The sequence below is a fragment of the Burkholderia sp. BDU5 genome (genome assembly GCF_001522845.1).
Classification (GTDB): domain Bacteria; phylum Pseudomonadota; class Gammaproteobacteria; order Burkholderiales; family Burkholderiaceae; genus Burkholderia; species Burkholderia mayonis.
In genome coordinates this window covers 46,323-66,170 of sequence record NZ_LOWC01000165.1, presented here as the reverse complement: position 1 = coordinate 66,170, position 19,848 = coordinate 46,323, and the positions used below count along the sequence as shown (strand labels likewise).

Annotated in this window: 18 protein-coding genes; 16 read left to right on the top strand and 2 right to left on the bottom strand. The window is 65.5% G+C overall.

All coding sequences use genetic code 11. The features are described 5' to 3' along the window. The first annotated feature begins 36 nt into the window (after positions 1-36). From aceE to lpdA, 3 genes are all read left to right on the top strand, one after another. A complete protein-coding gene (gene aceE / locus WS69_RS27185; protein ID WP_059473742.1) occupies positions 37-2,733 on the top strand; it encodes a pyruvate dehydrogenase (acetyl-transferring), homodimeric type in 2,697 nt (898 codons plus the stop codon). A 130-nt stretch (positions 2,734-2,863) separates the two neighbouring features. Then, positions 2,864-4,516: a dihydrolipoyllysine-residue acetyltransferase gene (gene aceF / locus WS69_RS27180; RefSeq protein WP_059473741.1), complete on the top strand. Its 1,653-nt coding sequence runs from the start codon at positions 2,864-2,866 to the stop codon at positions 4,514-4,516. Between the two features lie 275 nt (positions 4,517-4,791). Next, on the top strand, positions 4,792-6,543 hold the full coding sequence (gene lpdA, locus WS69_RS27175; RefSeq protein WP_059473740.1) for a dihydrolipoyl dehydrogenase: 1,752 nt from the start codon (positions 4,792-4,794) through the stop codon (positions 6,541-6,543). A 266-nt stretch (positions 6,544-6,809) separates the two neighbouring features. On the opposite strand, the gene WS69_RS27170 is transcribed toward lpdA, so the two are convergent. Beyond that, complete coding sequence (locus WS69_RS27170) at positions 6,810-7,382, bottom strand: phasin family protein (protein WP_059473774.1); 573 nt, start codon at positions 7,380-7,382, stop codon at positions 6,810-6,812. Positions 7,383-8,032: 650 nt separating this feature from the next. Between WS69_RS27170 and pbpG the strand changes: the two genes are divergently transcribed. Continuing rightward, positions 8,033-9,154: a D-alanyl-D-alanine endopeptidase gene (gene pbpG / locus WS69_RS27165; protein ID WP_156438427.1), complete on the top strand. Its 1,122-nt coding sequence runs from the start codon at positions 8,033-8,035 to the stop codon at positions 9,152-9,154. A 241-nt stretch (positions 9,155-9,395) separates the two neighbouring features. On the opposite strand, the gene WS69_RS27160 is transcribed toward pbpG, so the two are convergent. After that, positions 9,396-10,208: an IclR family transcriptional regulator gene (locus WS69_RS27160; protein WP_059473738.1), complete on the bottom strand. Its 813-nt coding sequence runs from the start codon at positions 10,206-10,208 to the stop codon at positions 9,396-9,398. Between the two features lie 181 nt (positions 10,209-10,389). On the opposite strand from WS69_RS27160, the gene WS69_RS27155 reads away from it, so the two are divergent. The 12 genes from WS69_RS27155 to iscX all read left to right on the top strand — a co-directional run bounded on the left by WS69_RS27155 (position 10,390) and on the right by iscX (position 19,657). Then, a complete protein-coding gene (locus WS69_RS27155; protein WP_059473737.1) occupies positions 10,390-11,112 on the top strand; it encodes a (Fe-S)-binding protein in 723 nt (240 codons plus the stop codon). A 124-nt stretch (positions 11,113-11,236) separates the two neighbouring features. Next, positions 11,237-12,664, top strand: coding sequence for a lactate utilization protein B (locus tag WS69_RS27150; protein ID WP_059473736.1), 1,428 nt, complete (start codon positions 11,237-11,239; stop codon positions 12,662-12,664). A 195-nt stretch (positions 12,665-12,859) separates the two neighbouring features. Then, on the top strand, positions 12,860-13,066 hold the full coding sequence (locus WS69_RS27145) for a hypothetical protein (RefSeq protein WP_162498976.1): 207 nt from the start codon (positions 12,860-12,862) through the stop codon (positions 13,064-13,066). A 91-nt stretch (positions 13,067-13,157) separates the two neighbouring features. Then, on the top strand, positions 13,158-13,637 hold the full coding sequence (locus tag WS69_RS27140) for a low molecular weight protein-tyrosine-phosphatase (protein WP_059473734.1): 480 nt from the start codon (positions 13,158-13,160) through the stop codon (positions 13,635-13,637). A gap of 101 nt (positions 13,638-13,738) precedes the next feature. Beyond that, a complete protein-coding gene (iscR, locus tag WS69_RS27135) occupies positions 13,739-14,278 on the top strand; it encodes a Fe-S cluster assembly transcriptional regulator IscR (RefSeq protein ID WP_059473733.1) in 540 nt (179 codons plus the stop codon). A 68-nt stretch (positions 14,279-14,346) separates the two neighbouring features. After that, positions 14,347-15,570, top strand: a complete 1,224-nt coding sequence (locus tag WS69_RS27130; RefSeq protein WP_059473732.1) for an IscS subfamily cysteine desulfurase — start codon at positions 14,347-14,349, stop codon at positions 15,568-15,570. Positions 15,571-15,635: 65 nt separating this feature from the next. Continuing rightward, entirely contained in the window at positions 15,636-16,043 is a 408-nt protein-coding gene (gene iscU, locus WS69_RS27125; protein WP_059473731.1) for a Fe-S cluster assembly scaffold IscU, read from the top strand. 84 nt (positions 16,044-16,127) lie between these two features. Next, positions 16,128-16,451 (top strand): iron-sulfur cluster assembly protein IscA, encoded by a 324-nt coding sequence (gene iscA / locus WS69_RS27120; protein ID WP_059473730.1) that lies wholly within the window; start codon positions 16,128-16,130, stop codon positions 16,449-16,451. A gap of 116 nt (positions 16,452-16,567) precedes the next feature. Beyond that, positions 16,568-17,095: a Fe-S protein assembly co-chaperone HscB gene (gene hscB, locus WS69_RS27115; protein WP_059473729.1), complete on the top strand. Its 528-nt coding sequence runs from the start codon at positions 16,568-16,570 to the stop codon at positions 17,093-17,095. A 56-nt stretch (positions 17,096-17,151) separates the two neighbouring features. Continuing rightward, positions 17,152-19,020 carry a Fe-S protein assembly chaperone HscA gene (hscA, locus tag WS69_RS27110; RefSeq protein ID WP_059473728.1) on the top strand — a complete coding sequence of 623 codons (1,869 nt, stop codon included), beginning with the start codon at positions 17,152-17,154 and terminating at the stop codon, positions 19,018-19,020. A gap of 67 nt (positions 19,021-19,087) precedes the next feature. Next, positions 19,088-19,429 carry an ISC system 2Fe-2S type ferredoxin gene (gene fdx / locus WS69_RS27105; protein ID WP_010104990.1) on the top strand — a complete coding sequence of 114 codons (342 nt, stop codon included), beginning with the start codon at positions 19,088-19,090 and terminating at the stop codon, positions 19,427-19,429. Positions 19,430-19,447: 18 nt separating this feature from the next. Further along, a complete protein-coding gene (gene iscX / locus WS69_RS27100) occupies positions 19,448-19,657 on the top strand; it encodes a Fe-S cluster assembly protein IscX (protein ID WP_059473727.1) in 210 nt (69 codons plus the stop codon). The last annotated feature ends 191 nt before the right edge of the window (positions 19,658-19,848 follow it).

The following is a 19,848-nucleotide window of genomic DNA, read 5'->3' as shown; positions in this document are numbered from 1 at the left end:
GCCATCTTCATATTCCAGGACACCCAGGAGACGAGAATGTCCGCTGTACCTAACGAAGTGATGAAGTACGTCGCGGCTGAACGCGACGACGACGCGCAGGAAACCGTCGAATGGCTCGAAGCACTCGACGGCGTGATCTCCTCCGTCGGTCCCGGCCGCGCGCACTACCTGATCGAGAAGCAGATCGAATTCGCGCGGATGCACGGCGAACACCTGCCGTTCTCCGCGAACACCCCGTACATCAACACGATTCCCGTCGAAGCCCAGGCCAAGATTCCGGGCGACCAGGACATCGAGCACCGGATCCGCTCGTACACGCGCTGGAACGCGATCGCGATGGTGCTGCGCGCGGGCAAGGACACGAACGTCGGCGGTCACATCGCGTCGTTCGCGTCGGCCGCGACGCTGTACGACGTCGGCTACAACCACTTCTGGCACGCGCCGTCCGCCGAGCACGGCGGCGATCTCGTGTTCGTGCAGGGCCACTCGTCGCCGGGTGTCTACTCGCGCGCGTTCCTGCTCGGCCGCCTGTCGGAAGACCAGCTCGACAACTTCCGCCAGGAAGTCGGCGGCAACGGCATCTCGTCGTACCCGCACCCGTGGCTGATGCCGGATTTCTGGCAGTTTCCGACCGTGTCGATGGGGCTCGGCCCGATCATGGCGATCTACCAGGCGCGCTTCATGAAGTACCTGCAGTCGCGCGGGATCGTGACGACGGAAGGCCGCAAGGTCTGGGCGTTCCTCGGCGACGGCGAGACGGACGAGCCGGAATCGCTCGGCGCGATCGGCATGGCGAGCCGCGAGAAGCTCGACAACCTCGTGTTCGTGATCAACTGCAACTTGCAGCGTCTCGACGGCCCGGTGCGCGGCAACGGCAAGATCATCCAGGAGCTGGAATCGGAATTCCGCGGCGCGGGCTGGAATGTGATCAAGGTGATCTGGGGCAGCCGCTGGGATGCGCTCTTCGCGCGCGACAAGACGGGCGCGCTGATGCGCCGGATGATGGAAGCCGTCGACGGCGAGTACCAGACGTACAAGTCGGAGTCGGGCGCGTACGTGCGCGAGCACTTCTTCAACACGCCTGAGCTGAAGGCGCTCGTCGCCGACTGGTCCGACGACGACATCTGGAACCTGAACCGCGGCGGCCACGATCCGCACAAGATCTACGCGGCGTTCCATCAGGCGAGCAATTCGAAGGGCGCGCCGACGGTGATCCTCGCGAAGACGATCAAGGGCTACGGGATGGGCGAAGCCGGCCAGGCGATGAACATCACGCACCAGCAGAAGAAGCTGCCCGTCGAGCAACTGAAGAAGTTCCGCGACCAGTTCCGCCTGCCGATCGCCGACGACGTGATCGCCGACGTGCCATACCTGAAGTTCGAGGAAGGCTCGAAGGAACTCGAATACATGCGCGCGCACCGCCAGGCGCTCGGTGGCTATCTGCCGCAGCGCCGCCAGAAGGCGGAATCGCTGCCGGTGCCGCCGCTCGAGGCGTTCGAGCCGCTCCTGAAGGGCACGGGCGAGGGCCGCGAGATCTCAACGACGATGGCGTTCGTGCGGATCCTGAACATCCTGCTGAAGGACAAGGCGCTCGGCAAGCGCGTCGTGCCGATCGTGCCCGACGAGTCGCGTACGTTCGGCATGGAGGGCCTCTTCCGCCAGATCGGCATCTGGAACCAGGAAGGCCAGAAGTACGTGCCGGAAGATTCCGATCAGTTGATGTTCTACAAGGAATCGGAAACCGGCCAGATCCTGCAGGAAGGCATCAACGAAGCGGGCGGCATGTGCGACTGGATCGCGGCGGCGACGTCGTACTCGACGCACGGCGAGATCATGGTGCCGTTCTACATCTTCTATTCGATGTTCGGCTTCCAGCGGATCGGCGATCTGGCGTGGGCGGCGGGCGACATGCGCTCGCGCGGCTTCCTGCTCGGCGGCACCGCGGGCCGCACGACGCTCAACGGCGAAGGCCTGCAGCACGAAGACGGCCATTCGCTGATGTGGGCGGCGTCGGTGCCGAACTGCGTGAGCTACGACCCGACGTTCGGCTACGAGCTTGCCGTCATCATGCAGGACGGCCTGCGCCGGATGGTGCAGGAGCAGGAGGACGTGTACTACTACGTCACGGTGATGAACGAGAACTACGAGCACCCGGCGATCCCGCAGGGCGAGCACGTTGCGGCCGACATCGTGAAAGGCATGTACCAGTTCAAGAAGGCCGACGCCGACAAGAAGGCGCCGCGCGTGCAACTGCTCGGCGCGGGCACGATCTTCAACGAAGTGATCGCCGCCGCCGACCTGCTGAAGAACGACTGGGGCGTCGCGGCCGACCTCTGGAGCGTCCCGAGCTTCACCGAGCTTGCGCGCGAAGGCCATGACGTCGAGCGCTGGAACCTGCTGCATCCGGCCGAGGATCGCCGCGTGTCGCACGTGCAGAAGTGCCTGAAGGACACGCAGGGCCCCGTGATCGCGTCGACCGACTACGTGCGGGCGCTCGCCGACCAGATCCGCGGCCACATCGATCGCCGCTACGTCGTGCTCGGCACCGACGGCTTCGGCCGCTCGGACACGCGCAACGCGCTGCGCCACTTCTTCGAAGTGGATCGCTATTGGGTCACGGTTGCGGCGCTCAACGCGCTCGCCGACGAAGGCACGATCGACCGCAAGGTCGTGGCCGACGCCATCGCGAAGTACAACCTCGACCCGGCCAAACCCAACCCGATGTCGGTTTAACGCACGCGCCACGTGACGCTGCGCGCCCGCATCCGCTTTCAGTGCGGAGGCGGGCGGCGCGGCTCCGCCTTGCATGGGATCGGAGTGGGCCGCTAAAGCGGCAACTCCGATCGACAGGAGACACAAACAGATGAGTCAAGCGATCGAAGTCAAGGTGCCGGATATCGGCGATTACAAGGACGTGCCCGTCATCGAAGTGCTCGTGAAGCCGGGCGATGCGGTCGAGCCCGAGCAGTCGCTCGTCACGCTCGAGTCCGACAAGGCGACGATGGACGTGCCGAGCCCCGTCGGCGGCATGGTCAAGGAAGTGAAGGTCAAGGTGGGCGACGCAGTGTCGCAAGGTTCGCTGATCGTGCTGCTCGACGGCGCGCAAGCGGCGGCGAAGCCCGCGCAGGCGAACGGCGTCGCGGCGCCCGCCGCGCAGCCGGCGCCGGCCGCAGCCCCCGCGGCTGCCGCTGCGCCCGCGTCGGCGGGCGGCGGCGCGGTCGACGTGAAAGTGCCGGACATCGGCGACTACAAGGACGTGCCCGTCATCGAGATCGCCGTGAAGATCGGCGATACGGTCGAGAAGGAGCAGTCGCTCGTCACGCTCGAATCGGACAAGGCGACGATGGACGTGCCGAGCCCGGCCGCGGGCGTCGTCAAGGACATCAAGGTGAAGGTCGGCGATGCGGTGTCGGAAGGCTCGCTCATCGTCGTGCTCGAATCGGCGGGCGGTGCCGCCGCGAGCGCGCTGCAGGCGGCCGCGCCCGCACCTGCTCAGGCCGTCCCCGCCGCCGCTCCCGCACCGGCGCCTGCCGCAGCGTCCGCACCGCAGGCGGCGCCCGCCGCCGCGCCGGCGCCTGCTGCGAGCGGCGAGTACCGCGCGAGCCATGCGTCGCCGTCGGTGCGCAAGTTCGCGCGCGAACTTGGCGTCGACGTGTCGCGCGTGCTGGGCACGGGTCCGAAGGGCCGCATCACGAAGGAAGACGTCACCGCGTTCGTGAAGGGCGTGATGTCGGGCCAGCGCGCGGCGCCTGCCGCCGCGGCCGTGCCGGCGGGCGGCGGCGAGCTGAACCTGCTGCCGTGGCCGAAGGTCGACTTCACGAAGTTCGGCCCGGTCGACGCGAAGCCGCTGTCGCGGATCAAGAAGATCTCTGGCGCGAACCTGCATCGCAACTGGGTGATGATCCCGCACGTCACGAACAACGACGAAGCGGACATCACCGAGCTGGAAGCGCTGCGCGTGCAGCTGAACAAGGAACACGAGAAGGCGGGCGTGAAGTTCACGATGCTCGCGTTCGTGATCAAGGCGGTCGTGGCCGCGCTGAAGAAGTTCCCGACGTTCAACGCGAGTCTCGACGGCGACAACCTCGTCTTCAAGCAGTACTACCACGTCGGTTTCGCCGCCGACACGCCGAACGGCCTCGTCGTGCCGGTGATCCGGGATGCGGACAAGAAGGGTCTCGTCGACATCGCGAAGGAAATGAGCGAACTGTCGAAGGCGGCACGCGAAGGCAAGCTGAAGCCGGACCAGATGCAAGGCGGCTGCTTCTCGATCTCGTCGCTCGGCGGGATCGGCGGCACGAACTTCACGCCGATCATCAATGCGCCGGAGGTGGCGATCCTCGGCCTGTCGCGAAGCGCGACGAAGCCCGTGTGGGACGGCAAGCAATTCGTGCCGCGCCTCACGCTGCCGCTGTCGCTGTCGTACGACCATCGCGTGATCGACGGCGCCGAAGCGGCGCGGTTCAATGCGTATCTCGCTGCGCTTCTGGGCGATTTCCGGCGTGTGATTCTTTGATGAGCGTTGGGGGCTCGCGGGGGCGTGAATGCCATGTCGGTATTCATGCCTCGTCGTTGAACTTGTTTTCTTAGCGGTCTGCGTGTGTTGCCCCTCCCCGGGGCGGGGGTCACTTTTCTTTGTCTTGCCAAAGAAAAGTAACCAAAAGAAAGGCGCGTCCTTGGGCGGACGGCAAAGGTGGTTCTGCCCAGGCCGTCGTTCTCCCGTCAGGCCGTAGTTCAGTGGTGCGCGAGTTTCCCTCCCTCTTTCAGCAGCTAATCAAGAAGGGGACAGTAATGAGTCTCATCGAAGTCAAGGTGCCGGATATCGGCGATTTCAGCGGCGTCGACGTCATCGAAGTCAACGTCCAGCCGGGCGACGTGATCGAAAAAGAGCAGACGCTCGTCACGCTCGAATCGGACAAGGCATCCATGGAAGTGCCGAGCGATGTCGCCGGCACCGTCAAGGAAATCAAGATCAAGGCAGGCGACAAGGTTTCGCAAGGCACCGTGATCGCGCTCGTCGAAGCGTCGGCCGCAGCCGCCGCGCCCGCGAAGCTCGCCGAACCGGCGACGCCTGCGGCCGCCGCAGCCGCGCCGGCGCCGGCGCAGCAAGCCGGCAGCTTCGGCGGCACGGCCGACATCGAGTGCGACATGCTCGTGCTCGGCGCGGGCCCCGGCGGCTATTCGGCCGCGTTCCGCGCCGCCGATCTCGGCATGAAGACCGTGCTCGTCGAGCGCTATTCGACCCTCGGCGGCGTGTGCCTGAACGTCGGCTGCATTCCGTCGAAGGCGCTGCTGCATACGGCGCTCGTCGTCGAAGAGGCCGAAGCGCTCGCCGCGCACGGTATCTCGTTCGGCAAGCCCGAGATCGACCTCGACAAGCTGCGCGACTTCAAGTCCGGCGTCGTCAAGAAGCTGACGACGGGCCTCGCCGGCATGGCGAAGGCGCGCAAGGTCGAAGTGGTGACGGGCGTCGGTTCGTTCGTCGATCCGTACCACATGGAAGTGCAGGGCGACGGCGGCAAGAAGGTCGTCAGGTTCAAGCAGGCGATCATCGCGGCCGGCTCGCAGTCGGTGAACCTGCCGTTCCTGCCGGACGATCCGCGCATCGTCGATTCGACCGGCGCGCTCGAACTCCGCCAGCAGCCGAAGCGGATGCTCGTGATTGGCGGCGGCATCATCGGTCTCGAAATGGCGACCGTCTATTCGACGCTCGGCGCCGAGATCGACGTCGTCGAAATGCTCGATACCCTGATGAACGGCGCGGACCGCGATCTCGTCAAGGTCTGGGAGAAGTACAACGCGAAGCGCTTCGGCAACGTGATGCTGAAGACGAAGACGGTCGGCGCGGAGGCGAAGGAAGACGGCATCTACGTGAAGTTCGAGGGCGAGAAGGCGCCGGCGGAAGCGCAGCGCTACGACCTCGTGCTCGTCGCGGTGGGCCGCAGCCCGAATGGCAAGAAGATCGGCGCCGACAAGGCGGGCGTCGCCGTCACCGATCGCGGCTTCATCGAAGTCGACAAGCAGATGCGCACCAACGTCCCGCACATCTTCGCGATCGGCGACGTCGTCGGCCAGCCGATGCTCGCGCACAAGGCGGTGCACGAAGGTCACGTCGCGGCCGAAGCCGCGCACGGCGAGAAAGCCTACTTCGACGCGCTGCAGATCCCGTCCGTCGCCTACACCGACCCGGAAGTCGCGTGGGCCGGCAAGACGGAAGACCAGTGCAAGGCCGAAGGCATCAAGTACGGCAAGGCCGTGTTCCCGTGGGCGGCGTCTGGCCGCGCGATCGCGAACGGCCGCGACGAGGGCTTCACGAAGCTGCTCTTCGACGAAGAGACGCATCGGGTGATCGGCGGCGGCATCGTCGGCCTGAACGCGGGCGACCTCATCAGCGAAGTGTGTCTCGCGGTCGAGATGGGCGCGGACGCGGAGGACATCGGCAAAACGATCCATCCGCACCCGACGCTCGGCGAATCGATCGGCATGGCGGCCGAGTTGTACGAAGGTGTCTGCACGGACCTGCCGCCGCAGCGCAAGAAGTAGGCAACCCGGCCGACAGGCAACGGCCGCGCAAAATAAAACGGCGCCTCCCCTTTTCGGGAGGCGCCGTTTTATTTTGCGGAGAGCGGACGGAGCGCCGGGTGTTTGCGGGAGATCGACAGATCGAACGCCAGACTGCGGTTCCGCTGCGTTTGCTCGATCCTTTGCTCCGCTGGGCACCCGTTCGATTCGTCGAAAAGCGTCGTCCAAGAAAAAAGCCGCACAATCGCGCGGCTTTCCCCAAACGAGCAGGCGGTGACGCCCAGCGCTTATGCCGGCTTGTTGCCGCTGCGGCGCGACGCGGCGGCCGCTGTGTTCGCCGCCTTCGTGGCGACGGCGGCCGCGGCGTTGAAGTTCGTTTCGGCGATTTCGACCGCTTGCTTCGCGGCCTTCTGCACCGTTTCGTACGTCGTGTTCGCGGCGTTGATCGCCGACTTCAGCGCGGCGACGGCGGTTTCCGAGCCGGCCGGCGCATTCTTCGCGACGTTGTCGACGAGAGCTTGCACCTTGCGGTTCTGTTCCTCGTATTGCGCTTCGGCGACCTTCGCGAACTCGGCTTGCGTTGCCGACGCGATTTCGTACACGTGACGGCCGTACGCCAGCACCTTCTCGGCGATCGGCTGCGTGAGGCTGGCTTGCAGCGCGAGGAGTTCCTGCGCGTCCTTCACGGACAGCGCGCGCTGCACGTTTTCCTGACTTTCAGCGAGCGTCGACTTCACCACTTGCAGATTCAGTTCGATCAGCTTTTCGACGCCTTCGAACGCCTTCGTCGTGAGGCCGAAGAGGCTTTCGATGTTGGTTTTCTGGGCAGCGGCGATTTGCTCGGGGGTCAGCAAGGACATGTTCATGCTCCTGAAGTTCGATCGAGGATCGTGAAGGAAAAGGGCGCAACTTTGGGGAACAGATTTCTGAAACTGCTTTGTGCAACGCAACAATGGTTCTTATTTTAGGGCGTCAGAATTGAATGTCAAGTACTTTTGGTGCATTGCACAATTCAGACAATTCTTAGGCAAAACAATGAGTTGCATTGTCGCCGTGGGATCGGTTTCAGACTGTGCCCCGGGCCGGTTCGGCGGTCAGCCGCATTGACGCAGGCGCACCATCGCGACGCGAGTAAACCGATTGAAGCGGAGGAACGTTTAACATTCTGGCTTGTCGAACCGCTCGCGGTTTTCTGGCGTGGCGGCAGGCGCGAACACCTGTCGGCGGGTCGTCCGGCCCGCTTCGCCTGCGGTTTCGTGGTTTCCCCTGCTTCACCTTGTCCGTCGCAGTGCCGATATTCTGATCAACCGGTGAGTGATTTGTGTGTCGCGCGCGTCGGGAGTCTCGTTTCCTTCATCGTATTTTTCGATGAGAGAGGCGGGAACGATTGGTCCGGCACGATCGATTCTTACATTTCGGTTTAACGAAGATCGGTAAGTGCCTAATATTGCTTATTTTTTCAGCTTTTACTACACTTGCGGAAACTTCCCGCCGTTTTGTTCGGACCCCAATGAAAGCCCAATTGTTTGCACCGCTCAGGATGATGCAGAGCGTGGCGCTCGGCACCGCCGTTTCGGTCGCCGTCTCGCTGATGATGGCCACGGCCGCCGTCGCGCCCGCGGACGCGTTCGCCGCCACTGCCAAGACCGCGCAGAGCGCGAAAGGCAAGAAGAGCGCGGCGAAGAAGTCGCTGCGCGCTGCATCGTCGAGCGCCGAGCCGCGCGCGAAAGGCGCACGCAAGCGCGTGACCTACGTGTCGAACGGCCGTCACCACAGCGGCGTGCGCCGGGTCGCGTTCCAGCCGCGTCCGCCGTCGGTCGGCCAGGCGTTCGGCCTGCACGAGACGCCCGATTCGCTCGCGCTGCGGTCGAGCGTCGCGTACGTCGTCGACCAGAACACGTCCGAGCCGCTCTTCGACAAGAACTCGCATGCGGTCGTGCCGATCGCGTCGATCACGAAGCTGATGACGGCGATGGTCGTCATCGATTCGAAGACGCCGCTCACCGACCAGGTCGAAGTGACCGATGAGGATCGCGACTACGAAAAGGGCACGGGCTCGCGCCTGTCGGTCGGCTCGGTGCTGTCGCGCGAGGACATGCTGCACATCGCGCTGATGGCGTCGGAGAACCGCGCGGCGGCCGCATTGTCGCGCTACTACCCGGGCGGCCGTCCGGCGTTCATCGCGGCGATGAACGCGAAGGCGAAGACGCTCGGCATGACCGACACGCATTTCGAGAACTCGACGGGCCTGTCGAGCCAGAACGTGTCGAGCGCGCGCGATCTCGTCAAGATGGTGAACGCGGCGTACCAGTACCCGCTCATCCGCAAGTTCTCGACCGACCGCAGCTACGAGGTGAACACTGGCAAGCGGACGCTCGCGTACAACAGTACGAACGCGCTCGTGCGCAATCCGTCGTGGGACATCGGCCTGCAGAAGACCGGCTTCATCAACGAAGCGGGCGAGTGCCTCGTGATGCAGACGACGATCCACGGACGTCCGATCGTGATGGTGCTGCTCGATTCGTTCGGCAAGTATTCGCGCTTCGCGGATGCGTCGCGCGTGCGCAATTGGCTCGACAACGGCGGCGGCGAGCGTCTGACGGCGGCGAACACGTCGACAGGCGGGACCTGATCGCAGGCGCGGCCGATCGCCGCGTCGCCCAACAAGAAGCCCCGCAAACGCGGTAATGCAGTTCAGTTAAGCGTGGTTCGCCGTGGCTTGGCCTTGCAGAACCAAGGGAAAAGGCCGCTCCGGTATCGATCGGAGCGGCCTTTTTGATCTCAACTGAACGGCATTACCGCAAACGCGGGGCTTTTTGTTGGATGTGCCGATTGAAGCGAGCGGTTGACGCAGGCTCGCGCGCGTTATGCGCCTAAGCCTGCTTTTGCGCCGGCGCATCCATTTCCTTCGTGGCCGCCGTGTGATAGCCGAGCGATTCGGAGATCGTGAGCGCCGTGCGGCTCAACTGGCCGAGCCACGCGTCCTGCAGCCGGTCGGCGGGCGCAGACAGCGACAGCCCCGCGACGAGCTTGCCGGAATCGTCGTAGATGCCGGCCGCGATGCAGCGCACGCCGAGCTCCAGCTCTTCGTTGTCGCGTGCGCACGCCTGCTGGCGCACGAGCGTGAGTTCACGCTCGAGCTTCGGCAGATCGGTGATGCTGTTCTGTGTGTGGCCTGCGAGACCCGTGCGCGTCGCGTACGCGCGCACCCGGGATGTCTCGTCGGCCGCGAGGAACAGCTTGCCGACCGACGTCAGGTGCAGCGGCGCGCGGCCGCCGATCGCGCGGACGACCTGCATCCCCGAGCGCTCCGAATACGCGCGCTCGATGTAGACGATCTCGTCGCCCTGGCGCACCGACAGGTTTACGGTCTGGCCCGTCAGCCTGTGCAGCTCGCGCATCGGCATCAGCGCGGCGTCGCGCACCGACAGGCGCGCTTTCACGAGGTTGCCGAGCTCGAGGAGGCGCATGCCGAGCCGGTACGTGCCGGGGTCGGACCGGTCGACGAGACGGCAGGTCACCATGTCGTTCAGGATCCGGTGCGCGGTGGACGGGTGCAGTTCGGTGCGCTGCGCGAGTTCCTTCAGGCTGACCGGATCGCTGTGCGCGGCGAGCGCATCCAGGAGCCGCATCATCCGTTCGATCACTTGGATCGATGTCTTGGAATCCGGGTTCGGGTTGCTCATCGTCAGAAATCGATTGCCGCATCAAATACCAATGCGGCGATTGTATCTCGTATAGTGAAAAAAGCGAACGGTGTTCGAGGAAGTCCTCGCTCGGGGCCGTGGCGGAGTCTCTTTGCGGCGCGGCGTTAGTCTCGCCGCGCAAACGGCGGATAATGAGCGCCGTTTTCTCGAAGGATTGGCTATGCGAGTCGGTTTGTTCGTCACGTGCCTCGTCGACCTGATGCGGCCCGAAATCGGTTTTTCGGCACTCAAGCTGCTGAAGCAGGCGGGCTGCGAGGTCGTCGTGCCGCCCGCGCAGACTTGCTGCGGCCAGCCCGCGTACAACTCGGGCGAACGCGCGCTTGCGCGCGATCTCGCCGAGAAGACGCTGCGCGAGTTCGAGCAGTTCGACTACGTCGTCGTGCCGTCGGGCTCGTGCGGCGGGATGATTCGCGTCCATTACGGCGATCTCTTTCGCGACGATCCCGAGCTGATGGCGCGCTACGGGCGCCTGCGCACGAAGGTCTACGAACTGACCGATTTCCTCGTCAACGTCGCGCAGGTGAAGCTCGAGCCGGGCGAGTTCAAGGGGCCCGTCACGTACCACGATTCCTGCTCGGGCCTGCGCGAGCTCGGCGTGAAGGCGCAGCCGCGCGCGCTTCTCGCGCAGCGCGGCGTCGCCGTCGACGAGATGAAGGACTGCGAGCACTGCTGCGGCTTCGGCGGCACGTTCGCGGTGAAGTACGGCAACATCTCGACCGCGATCGTCGACGAGAAATGCGCGAACGTGCGCGCGACGGGCGCTCCGGCCGTCGTGCTCGGCGATCTCGGCTGCATGCTGAACATCGAGGGCCGCCTGCGCCGCACGGGCGATCGCGACACGCGCGTGCTGCACGTCGCGCAGGTGCTCGCGGGAGACGTCTGACGCCACCGGCGATCCGCCGCGCCGTTGGACGCACGATCGAGAACCACGACGAGAACCACGACGAGAACCACGACGAGAACCACGACGAGAACCACGACGAGAACCACGAACCCCACGAGCCGCCATGCAAGTTCAATCGATGCACTTCAAGGCGCGCGCGGGCGAAAAGCTCGCCGATCCGCGCCTGCAGGAAAACCTCAAGAGGCTGTCGACAAAATTCGTATCGGGGCGCGCGGAAGCGGTCACGCAGATCGACTTCGTCGCGACGCGCGCAGAGCTGAAGGCGCGCCGCAATCGCGCGCTCGATCAGCTCGACATATGGCTCGAGATGTTCGAGCGCGAGGCGGCGCGGCGCGGAACGACCGTGTTGTACGCGGAGACGACGGCCGACGCGGCGAAGCTCGTCGCGGACATCGCGCGCCGGCACGGCGTGAAGAAGGTCATCAAGACGAAATCGATGGTGACCGAGGAGGCGAACCTCAACGCGGTGCTCGGCCAGCTCGGCGTGCAATCGATCGAGACCGATCTCGGCGAATACATCCTGCAGATCAACGACAACGAGCCGCCGAGCCACATCATCGCGCCAGTGTTGCATCGGGACAAGGAGGAGGTCGCCGAGTTGTTTGCGAAGACGCACGGGCGGCCGCGCCTGACCGAAATCCCGGAGATGACCCGCGAGGCGCGCGAGGTGCTGCGCCCCCATTTCCTGTCGGCGGACATGGGCGTGACAGGCGGCAACTTCGTGATCGCGGAGACGGGCTCCGTCGTGCTCGTGACGAACGAGGGCAACGAAGGGATGTGCACGGTGCTGCCGCGCGTGCACGTCGCAGTAACGGGGATCGAGAAGGTTCTGCCGACGCTCGAGGATCTGGCGACTGCGATGCGTCTCTTGCCGCGCTCCGCAACCGGGCAGAAGACGTCGAACTACTTCTCGCTGCTGACGGGCGTGCGCGCCGACGGCGACGAGGACGGGCCCGAGCATTCGTACGTCGTGCTCGTCGACGGCGGCCGCAGCGGGCTCATCGGCGGCGAGTTCCAGGAGATGCTGCGCTGCATACGCTGCGGCGCGTGCATGAACCATTGCCCGGTGTATCAGAAGGTGGGCGGACACACTTACGGCTGGGTGTATCCGGGGCCGATGGGCTCGGTGCTGACGCCGAGCTACGTCGGGCTCGACCAGGCGCTCGACCTGCCGCAGGCGGCGACGCTCTGCGGCGAGTGCGACAGCGTCTGTCCGGTCGGCATCCCGATTTCTGGCCTGCTGCGCAAGCTGCGCGAGAAGCAGGTCGAGCGGCGCCTGCGGCCGTTGCACGAGCGGGCGGGGCTCGCCGCGTGGGGCTTCTTCGCGCGGCGACCGACGCTTTACGCGCTCGCGACGAAGCTCGCGGTCCGCGTGCTCGAGCGCGCGGGCGGCGCGACAGGTGTGCTCAGGCGGTTCCCGTTCGCGCGTGGCTGGACCGATACGCGCGACATCCCGGCGCCCGCCGGCAGGACGTTCCGCGAACTGTACGCGGCGTCGCGCACGCATCTCGACCATTCGTCGACGTCTTGATTTGACCGTGCGCAAGCACGTCGCGCGCGGGCCGGGAACGCCGCGCGTCGTGACTGTTCATCGAGGGGCAACACTGCGTTCGCTATTCGTGGATTTATCTCGATAGGTGCGATCTATAGAATCTCGACATGTCAGCATTGGGCGACGCCCAGTGCACCAGCCGAGAGAGGTCGCATCATGAGAAAGACAATATCGATGTACTGGCCGCTTGCGATCGTCGTGCCGCTCGCCGCCGCTTACCTGTGCCTGTCCGAAGCCGCGCCGCAGCGCGTGCCCGCGGTCGCGCGCGATGCGTCGGCCGAACTCGCGCGCGCGGTGTCGTACGGGCTCGTCGACGACGCGTCGCAGGCGCTGCCGGTCGCGTCGCACGGCGCGCCGCTCGCCAGCGCGAAGGCGTTGTGAAGCCGGATCTGCCGCAAGCGGGAATCGGTGTGCTTTTGTATAATGGCACGTTACTCATCCGAGCGGTTCGCCGCGATTTTCTGGCCGCGTGATGAAAAGCGTCGCGATCTGTTTCGTCTGCCTCGGCAACATCTGCCGCTCGCCTACCGCTGAAGGTGTGATGCGTCATCAGGTGGCGGCCGCGGGGCTCGACGAAGCAATCGTGGTCGATTCGGCCGGCACCGGCGACTGGCACGTCGGCGACGCGCCCGACGTACGCGCGCAGCAGGCCGCACAGGCACGGGGCTACGACCTGTCGGCGCTACGCGCGCGGCAGATCGGTCGGGCGGATTTCGAGCGCTTCGATCTCGTGCTCGCGATGGATTCCGCCAATCTCGCCGAATTGCACAAGCGTTGCCCGCCGCAATATCAGGGCAAGATCCGGCTGCTGATGGAATATGCGAGCGACGCGTCGGCGCGCGAAATCGCCGATCCGTATTTCGGCGGCGCGCGCGGCTTCGAGCAGGTGCTCGATCAGTGCGAGGACGCGTGCCGCGGCCTCCTCGAAAGCTTGCGTGAAACGGCGCGCTGAAGCGCCGCATACAACCCCTTTTAGGAGCAGGGATACTTGACTAAATTGGTCAAATATTTATACTTGACCAAAATCGTCAAGATTGCTGCCCATTCAATACCATGAGACTCACCACAAAAGGCCGTTTCGCCGTCACGGCGATGATCGACTTGGCGCTGCGCCAGGAGCAAGGCCCGGTGACGCTTGCAGGCATCAGCCAGCGCCAGCGGATTTCGCTCTCCTACCTCGAGCAATTGTTCGGCAAGCTGCGCCGGCACGAAATCGTCGAATCGGTCCGCGGGCCGGGCGGCGGCTACAACCTCGCGCGCCGCGCGCAGGACGTGACGGTCGCCGACATCATCATCGCGGTCGACGAGCCGCTCGATGCGACCCAATGCGGCGGCAAGGGCGCGTGCGAAGGCACGAAGCAGCCCGACGGCCATTGCATGACGCACGAGCTCTGGTCGACGCTGAACCAGAAAATGGTCGAATACCTCGATTCGGTGTCGCTGCAGGATCTCGTCGATCAGCAGCGCGCCCGCGAAGGAACGCCCGCCGTGCTGCGCGACAAGCGCAAGCCGGAGTCCGTCGCGGCGAGCGTCGAGCCGGTCCGCACGGTCCCGCTCGGTCCGAATTCGGTTTTCAACATCGCAAGCTCATGATTGCCGCGCACTGAACGCGGCCAGCACAACGAATAGTCCCCGCACTGAACGCATATCCGGAGCGATAGATGAACAACGAGATCCCCCACCTGCCCATCTACATGGACTACAGCGCGACGACGCCCGTCGATCCGCGCGTCGTAGACAAGATGGTGCCGTATCTGCGCGAGCAGTTCGGCAACCCGGCGTCCCGCAGCCACGCATACGGCTGGGACGCGGAGCGCGCGGTCGAAGAGGCGCGCGAGCAGGTGGCGGCACTCGTCAATGCCGACCCGCGCGAAATCATCTGGACGTCCGGCGCGACCGAATCCGACAACCTCGCGATCAAGGGCGCCGCGCACTTCTACCAAGGCAAGGGCAAGCACATCGTCACGGTGAAGACCGAGCACAAGGCGGTGCTCGACACGTGCCGCGAGCTCGAGCGCGAAGGCTTCGAAGTGACCTATCTGGACGTGAAGGACGATGGCCTCGTCGACCTCGACGTGTTCAAGGCCGCGCTGCGCCCGGACACGATCCTCGTGTCGGTGATGCATGTGAACAACGAGATCGGCGTGATCCAGGACATCGCGACGATCGGCGAGATCTGCCGCGAGAAGGGCATCATTTTCCACGTTGACGGCGCGCAGGCGACGGGCAAGGTCGAGATCGATCTCGCGAAGCTGAAGGTCGACCTGATGTCGTTCTCCGCGCACAAGACCTACGGCCCGAAGGGCATCGGCGCCCTCTACGTGCGCCGCAAGCCGCGCGTGCGCATCGAGGCGCAGATGCACGGCGGCGGCCACGAGCGCGGCATGCGCTCGGGCACGCTGCCGACGCACCAGATCGTCGGCATGGGCGAAGCGTTCCGCATCGCGCGCGAAGAGATGGCGACCGAGAACGAGCGCATCCGGATGCTGCGCGACAAGCTGCTGCGCGGCCTGTCGGAAATCGAGGAAACCTACGTGAACGGCGACCTCGACCACCGCATCCCGCACAACCTGAACATCAGCTTCAATTTCGTCGAAGGCGAGTCGCTGATCATGGCGATCAAGGACGTCGCGGTGTCGTCGGGCTCCGCGTGCACGTCGGCGTCGCTCGAGCCGTCGTACGTGCTGCGTGCGCTCGGCCGCAACGACGAGCTCGCGCACAGCTCGATCCGCTTCACGGTCGGCCGCTTCACGACGGAGCAGGAAGTCGACTACGTGATCGATCTGCTGAAGGGCAAGATCGCGAAGCTGCGCGATTTGTCGCCGCTTTGGGAAATGCATCAGGACGGCATCGATCTGTCGACGATCGAATGGGCGGCGCACTGAGCGCAGCGACTTTATTCGCGGGCGCCCGAGCGCCGCGCAGACGAAACGAAGCAAGGAGTTTGATCATGTCTTACAGCAACAAGGTTCTGGATCACTACGAAAACCCGCGTAACGTCGGTTCGTTCTCGAAGGACGACGACGCGGTCGGCACCGGCATGGTCGGCGCGCCCGCGTGCGGCGACGTGATGAAGCTGCAGATTCGCGTCGGCGAAAACGGCGTGATCGAGGACGCGAAGTTCAAGACCTACGGCTGCGGCTCGGCGATCGCGTCGAGCTCGCTCGTGACCGAATGGGTGAAGGGCAAGACGCTCGACGAAGCGCTCTCGATCAAGAACACGCAGATCGCCGAAGAGCTCGCGCTGCCGCCCGTGAAGATCCACTGCTCGATCCTCGCCGAGGACGCGATCAAGGCGGCCGTGGCCGACTACAAGAAGCGTCACGACGGCGCTGAAGACGGCAAGGTCGCCGCGTAAGCGGCGCCGCGGGTTCGACGGACGTCGATGGTTTTGGTTTAGACGCATGACGCACGGGGCTCGCTCCGTGCGACCAGGGACATTATGGCTATCACACTGACCGAAAAGGCTGCGCAACACGTGCAGAAGTATCTGACGCGGCGCGGCAAGGGGCTGGGCCTGCGGCTCGGCGTGCGCACGACCGGCTGCTCGGGCCTCGCGTACAAGCTCGAGTACGTCGACGATTTCGCCGTCGAGGATCAGGTGTTCGAAAGCCATGGCGTGAAGGTTTTCGTCGACCCGAAGAGCCTCGCGTACATCGACGGCACCGAGCTCGACTTCGCGCGCGAGGGATTGAACGAGGGATTCAGGTTCAACAACCCGAACGTGAAGGACGAGTGCGGCTGCGGCGAATCGTTCCGCGTGTGACGGCTGATCCGCGTGAGGCGGGCAAGGGGCGGCGCGGGCCGCCTTTTTAATGGGCGGCATATCGGTCCACGTCGTGCCGCAGTCGACAACGAGTTGAGCGCTACAGCTACTACGCGATGGTTTCGCTGAAAGACAGCCACTTCGATCTCTTTCGCCTGCCGGTGCAATTCGCGCTCGACGAGCATGCGCTCGACGCCGCGTACCGCACCGTGCAGTCGCAGGTGCACCCGGATCGCTTCGCCGCGGCGGGCGACGCGCAAAAGCGCATCGCGATGCAATGGGCGACGCGCGCGAACGAGGCGTATCAGACGCTGCGCGATCCGCTCAAGCGGGCGACGTACTTGCTGACGCTGCGCGGCGTCGACGTCGGCGCCGAGAACAATACGGCGATGGAGCCGGCGTTCCTGATGCAGCAGATGGAGTGGCGCGAGCGCATCGAGGATGCGGCGGCCGCGAAGAACGTCGGCGAGCTCGACGCGCTCCTCGCCGAAATGCGCGACGAGCGTCGCGCGCGCCTCGCGAAGCTGGGGGCGCTGCTCGACAGCGGCTCGGACCAGGGCGCGGCGGAAGCCGTGCGGCAGCTGATGTTCGTCGAGCGCGTGTCGACCGAGATCGGCGCTCAGATCGAGCGCCTCGAACACTAACCGCGCGCGTGACGCACGCGATGCAAGCGGGGCTTCGGCCCTCATCGAACACACAGATGGCTTTACTGCAAATTTCCGAACCCGGCATGGCGCCCGCGCCGCATCAGCGGCGCCTCGCCGTCGGCATCGACCTCGGCACGACGAATTCGCTCGTCGCCGCGGTGCGCAACAGCATCCCGGAAGCGCTGCCCGACGACGCGGGCCGCGTGCTGCTGCCGTCCGTCGTCCGCTACCTCGAGAAGGGCGGCCGGCGGATCGGTCACACCGCGAAGGAAGAGGCGGCGCTCGATCCGCGCAACACGATTGTGTCGGTCAAGCGCTTCATGGGGCGCGGCAAGGTGGAAGTCGAAGGCGCGGCGAACGCGCCGTACGAATTCGTCGATGCGCCCGGCATGGTGCAGATCCGCACGGTCGACGGCGTGAAGAGCCCGGTCGAGGTGTCGGCGGAGATTCTCGCGACGCTGCGCCAACGTGCCGAGGACACGCTCGGCGACGAGCTCGTCGGCGCGGTGATCACGGTGCCCGCGTACTTCGACGATGCGCAGCGCCAGGCGACGAAGGATGCCGCGCGGCTCGCGGGCCTGAACGTGCTGCGCCTGCTGAACGAGCCGACCGCAGCCGCGATCGCGTACGGGCTCGACAATGGTTCGGAAGGCCTCTACGCGGTCTACGACCTCGGCGGCGGCACGTTCGACCTGTCGATCCTGAAGCTCACGAAGGGCGTGTTCGAAGTGCTCGCGGCGGGCGGCGATTCCGCGCTCGGCGGCGACGATTTCGATCACGCGCTGTTCGCGCACGTGCTCGCGCAGGCCGGCATCGACGCGGAGACGCTCGCGCCCGAAGACGTGCGCCTGCTGCTCGATCGCGTGCGCAGCGCGAAGGAAGCGCTGTCTGCAATGCAGGAGACGCACCTCGACGTGAAGCTGTCGACGGGCACGAAGCTCGTGCAGACGGTCACGCGCGATGCATTCGCCGCGCTCGTCGAGCCGCTCGTGCAGCGCACGCTGACGCCGACCCGCAAGGCGCTGCGCGACGCGCAGGTGACGCCCGCCGACATCAAGGGCGTCGTGCTCGTCGGCGGCGCGACGCGCATGCCGGTGATCCGCGACGCGGTCGCGAAATTCTTCGGCCAGCCGCCGCTCGTCAATCTCGATCCGGATCAGGTGGTCGCGCTCGGCGCGGCGATCCAGGCGGATCTGCTCGCCGGCAACCGCAGCGGCGGCGACGACTGGCTGCTGCTCGACGTGATCCCGCTGTCGCTCGGCGTCGAGACGATGGGCGGTCTCGTCGAGAAGATCATCCCGCGCAACTCGACGATCCCCGTCGCGCGCGCGCAGGAATTCACGACGTTCAAGGACGGCCAGACCGCAATGGCGATCCACGTCGTGCAGGGCGAGCGCGAGCTCGTGTCCGACTGTCGCTCGCTCGCGCGCTTCGAGCTGCGCGGCATTCCGCCGATGGCGGCGGGCGCCGCGCGGATTCGCGTGACCTATCAGGTCGATGCGGACGGTCTCCTGTCGGTGTTCGCGCGCGAGCAGCACTCGGGCGTCGAGGCGTCGGTCGTCGTGAAGCCGTCGTACGGCCTCGGCGACGACGACATCGCGCGGATGCTCGAGGACAGCTTCAAGACGGCCGAGGTCGACATGCGCGCGCGCGCGCTGCGCGAGGCGCAGGTCGAGGCGCAGCGCCTCGTCGAGGCGACGGAGGTGGCGCTCGCCGCCGACGGCGATCTGCTCGACGCGAACGAGCGCACGACGGTCGACGGCCTCGTCTCGTCGCTGCGCGCGCTCGCGACGAGCGACGACACGAACGCAATCGATGCGGCGACGAAGGCGCTCGCCGAGGGCACCGACGACTTCGCGGCGCGCCGGATGGACAAGAGCATCAAGCGGGCGCTTGCCGGCCGCAAGCTCGACGAGATCTGAAAACGAACTGCGCCGCGCGGCCGAACGGCCGCCGGCGCAGCGCACTGGCTGAACGAACGGAACGAACATGCCTCAACTCGTAGTACTGCCGCACGTCGAATTGTGCCCGGACGGCGCGGTGATCGATGCCGTGCCCGGCAAGAGCATCTGCGACAACCTGCTCGACAACGGCGTCGAGATCGAGCACGCGTGCGAGAAGTCGTGCGCGTGCACGACGTGCCACGTGATCATTCGCGAAGGCTTCAACGACCTGGAACCGTCCGAGGAAGACGAGGACGACCTGCTCGACAAGGCGTGGGGCCTCGAGCCGACGTCGCGCCTGTCGTGCCAGGCGATCGTGAAGGAAGACGTGGATCTGGTGGTCGAGATTCCGAAGTACTCGATCAACCACGCGAAAGAAAATCACTGACGGCGAGGAGGTTCGACGATGAAATGGACCGATTCCCGCGAGATCGCGATCGCGCTCGCGGACAAGCATCCGGACGTCGATCCGCAGCGGATCAATTTTGTCGATCTGCGCCAGTGGGTGCTGGCGCTGGATGGTTTCGACGATGATCCGAAGCATTCGGGCGAGAAGATCCTCGAGGCGATCCAGGCGCACTGGATCGACGAATCGGACTTCGACGACGAAGACTGATGGACCGGGGCCGCGCCGATCGGTGTCGATTGTCGTCGATCGACGGGCGCGGCCGCTTGGCGGAGCGACGTGGCGCGGTCGCGCGCCGTGCGCGGATGGCGAGTGTTCGATAGCCGTGCGTGGGACCGATGTGCGCCGCAATCGATGGTGTCGCCCCGCAATCGGTCGCTTGACAGCGCAACGGCGCAACC